This is a genomic window from Acinetobacter sp. YH16042, from assembly GCF_013417245.1.
Taxonomy (GTDB): Bacteria; Pseudomonadota; Gammaproteobacteria; order Pseudomonadales; family Moraxellaceae; genus Acinetobacter; species Acinetobacter amyesii.
Genome location: NZ_VPEJ01000080.1, coordinates 1 through 2491 on the forward strand (window position 1 = coordinate 1; position 2491 = coordinate 2491).

The window sequence follows — 2491 nt, forward strand, 5'->3', positions numbered from 1 at the left end:
ACAGGAGGTGTTGCTGAATATATATCCATGTTCATGGATTAAGTCCCCACTTGTTTTTAGGTGGGAACTAAATTAAGGCTTATAGGATCGCTTGGTAAGGCTGTGTTAGCCGGATGCTTACGTCGGTAGGAACCAAACAACGGCACTATGTGAGATAGAAGCTCCAGACTATATTGAAGTACAGGGAGGTTTACCAACTCCTGAAGCTTTGGAAAAATGGTTTGAAGAAATTGATCAAGAGTTCACTAGAAGTTTATATAAGCCTTAAGGATATAGACTATGAGTAATCGCATTAATATCTGTGACATAGTGGTAGGTCACTTTCGAACATTGCGTCAAACTCGTAACAATAAAATAGGAATTTTAGAATTTCTTGTATTCATTGTGCTTCCAATAATTTTATCAGTTAGTATTATTTTCATACCATTGAATGGGAAGGAAATAATTTCTTTACTGGTTAATTTAGGTTCAATATTCTCAGCTTTACTTTTATCAGTTCTAGTTCTAGTTTTTGACCAAGAACAAAAACTGGAAGAAAGAAGAGAGTTAGCTGAAGAGAAAGAAAAAGCGATTGATCCACTCTTTGATATTAAGAAGTCGGTATTAGAAGAGCTTTATTACAATATTAGCTATTCCATTTTATGTTCTATTGTCCTTGTTTCTTTATGCCTAATTTATACATCAATCAAATATATAACTATATTTCATGGTTATATGTTGAAACCATTGATAGTTTTCATTCTTATAAACTTACTTCTTAACATATTGATGATTTTGAAAAGAATGCATACATTGCTTGTAAGTAGATGATATATAAATATTAAATTATGTTTAAGAAGAATTTGAACCTAGCCTTTAGTACGTTTTTTATTGACTAATATGTGTATTCATATATATTAGTAGATAGATAGCTTGTGGGGTAGGAAGATCCTCACGTTAAACTCTCAAATTCCTTGTATATCATGTGGGGTAGGAAGATCCTCACGTTAAACTCTCAAATTCCTTGTTGCTATCTAGAAAAGCCTCGACAAATGTCGAGGTTTTTTGCATTTAAATGGAAATATATATGCAATTAAAGAAGTTAAATACCTCTTTCTACACTGGAAATCCGATAGTCCAACATGCATTGGATTACTATGCTCTGGATAGTAAATGGGATACAACCAAAGGACGAGGACATGGAGTAGTAAAAATAACTATAAATGATCTTACTTTTGCAATTCCTGTTAGATCTCATGTTACTCACAATGCTTCATTAATTCTTGAGGTAAATAGAAAAGTTAAACATATTAAAGGAATGGGGCTAGATTATTCGAAAGCACTACTAATCAAAGATGAATCATATATTTCAGATGAAGTATTTGTGCTTAGGACAAAGGAAGCTGGTAAAAAGTTAGCTGGTAAGGAAGCACATATAACAAAAATGTTTATTGGTTATGTAGAAAAATATATTAATGCGGTTAAAAAAAAGGATCAAAACATCCTAAGATCAGCTGAATATATAGAAACTACTCTGATTAATTATCACGAAGAATTAGGAATTTCTCAGCAATAAGAAATATTAAATTTTTCTAAAATTAACATAATACACCTTATACGATATCAAAAATGGGAGCCTAAGCTCCCATTTTTATTGATGTTTTTTTAAATCTTCTAACATTGCTTCTCGCAGAATTTCATTCATTCGTGTTTGATAGCCTTTACCTTGAGCTTTAAACCATGCAAGTACATCAGCATCTAAACGAATGGAAGTCTGTTGCTTCACTGGGCGATAGAATTGATTATGGCGTACAGCATTGCTCCAGTCGGTAATTTCAGGAATATCTGATAGATCTAGCTGATCATCAGGAACCGTCCCTTTAGCAAGCAAGCGTTCAATTTCAGCATCTTGCTTGTCGCTGAATTTTTCATTCAGTTCTTTGCGTGAGTATCTAACCATGCTCATATTTATCTCGCTCCGCCTTAGTGACTTGTCTTGCACTAATGATTCGTATGATTTCACAGTCATCTTCATCAAAAATGGTGTGAGCTACTAAGAGCATTAGTACGCCTTTTACTTTCCCAATGGTCTGCCAACGTTCTTCACCATCGGTATGTCTGTCCTGAATTGAGATCCTCAGTGGATCATCAAAAACAAGGCTTGCCGTTTCGAAAGAGATATCATGCTTTTTCTGATTCTTTCGATTCTTAGCCTCATCCCATTCAAAATACTGTTCCATAAAAAACATTCAAATTTGTATATACAATAATGTATCACAAAATTGTATCACTCAACCTGATTGGTGTAATTTTTAGTCAAAATTATTGGCAAAAAATATCAAAACTGCTCATAAAAAAGCCGACTTGTTTCAAAGTCGGCTTTTTTATGGTTTTTAGATTTTTATGGTTTGAATAAGTATCTGATATTTATATTAATATACAAGTGTATTGCGTATAACCACCATTATGTTAAATAGAATCAAAAAACCTCCAATAAAATCGTTATAGTATT

4 protein-coding genes are annotated in these 2491 nt (G+C 32.9%); 2 read left to right on the forward strand and 2 right to left on the reverse strand.

The window, feature by feature from the left end; translation table 11 throughout:
- Positions 1-279 precede the first annotated feature (279 nt).
- Positions 280-810 carry a hypothetical protein gene (locus FTV37_RS16960; RefSeq protein ID WP_179996726.1) on the forward strand — a complete coding sequence of 177 codons (531 nt, stop codon included), beginning with the start codon at positions 280-282 and terminating at the stop codon, positions 808-810.
- Between the two features lie 256 nt (positions 811-1066).
- Positions 1067-1555 carry a type III toxin-antitoxin system TenpIN family toxin gene (tenpIN, locus tag FTV37_RS16965; protein ID WP_179996725.1) on the forward strand — a complete coding sequence of 163 codons (489 nt, stop codon included), beginning with the start codon at positions 1067-1069 and terminating at the stop codon, positions 1553-1555.
- A 75-nt stretch (positions 1556-1630) separates the two neighbouring features.
- Here tenpIN and FTV37_RS16970 read toward each other — a convergent pair whose 3' ends face one another.
- Together FTV37_RS16970 and FTV37_RS16975 are read right to left on the reverse strand one after the other, a co-directional pair.
- A complete protein-coding gene (locus tag FTV37_RS16970; RefSeq protein WP_068975325.1) occupies positions 1631-1945 on the reverse strand; it encodes a BrnA antitoxin family protein in 315 nt (104 codons plus the stop codon).
- Complete coding sequence (locus tag FTV37_RS16975) at positions 1932-2219, reverse strand: BrnT family toxin (RefSeq protein WP_004797784.1); 288 nt, start codon at positions 2217-2219, stop codon at positions 1932-1934. The genes FTV37_RS16970 and FTV37_RS16975 overlap by 14 nt, the downstream gene beginning before the upstream one ends.
- Positions 2220-2491: the final 272 nt, after the last annotated feature.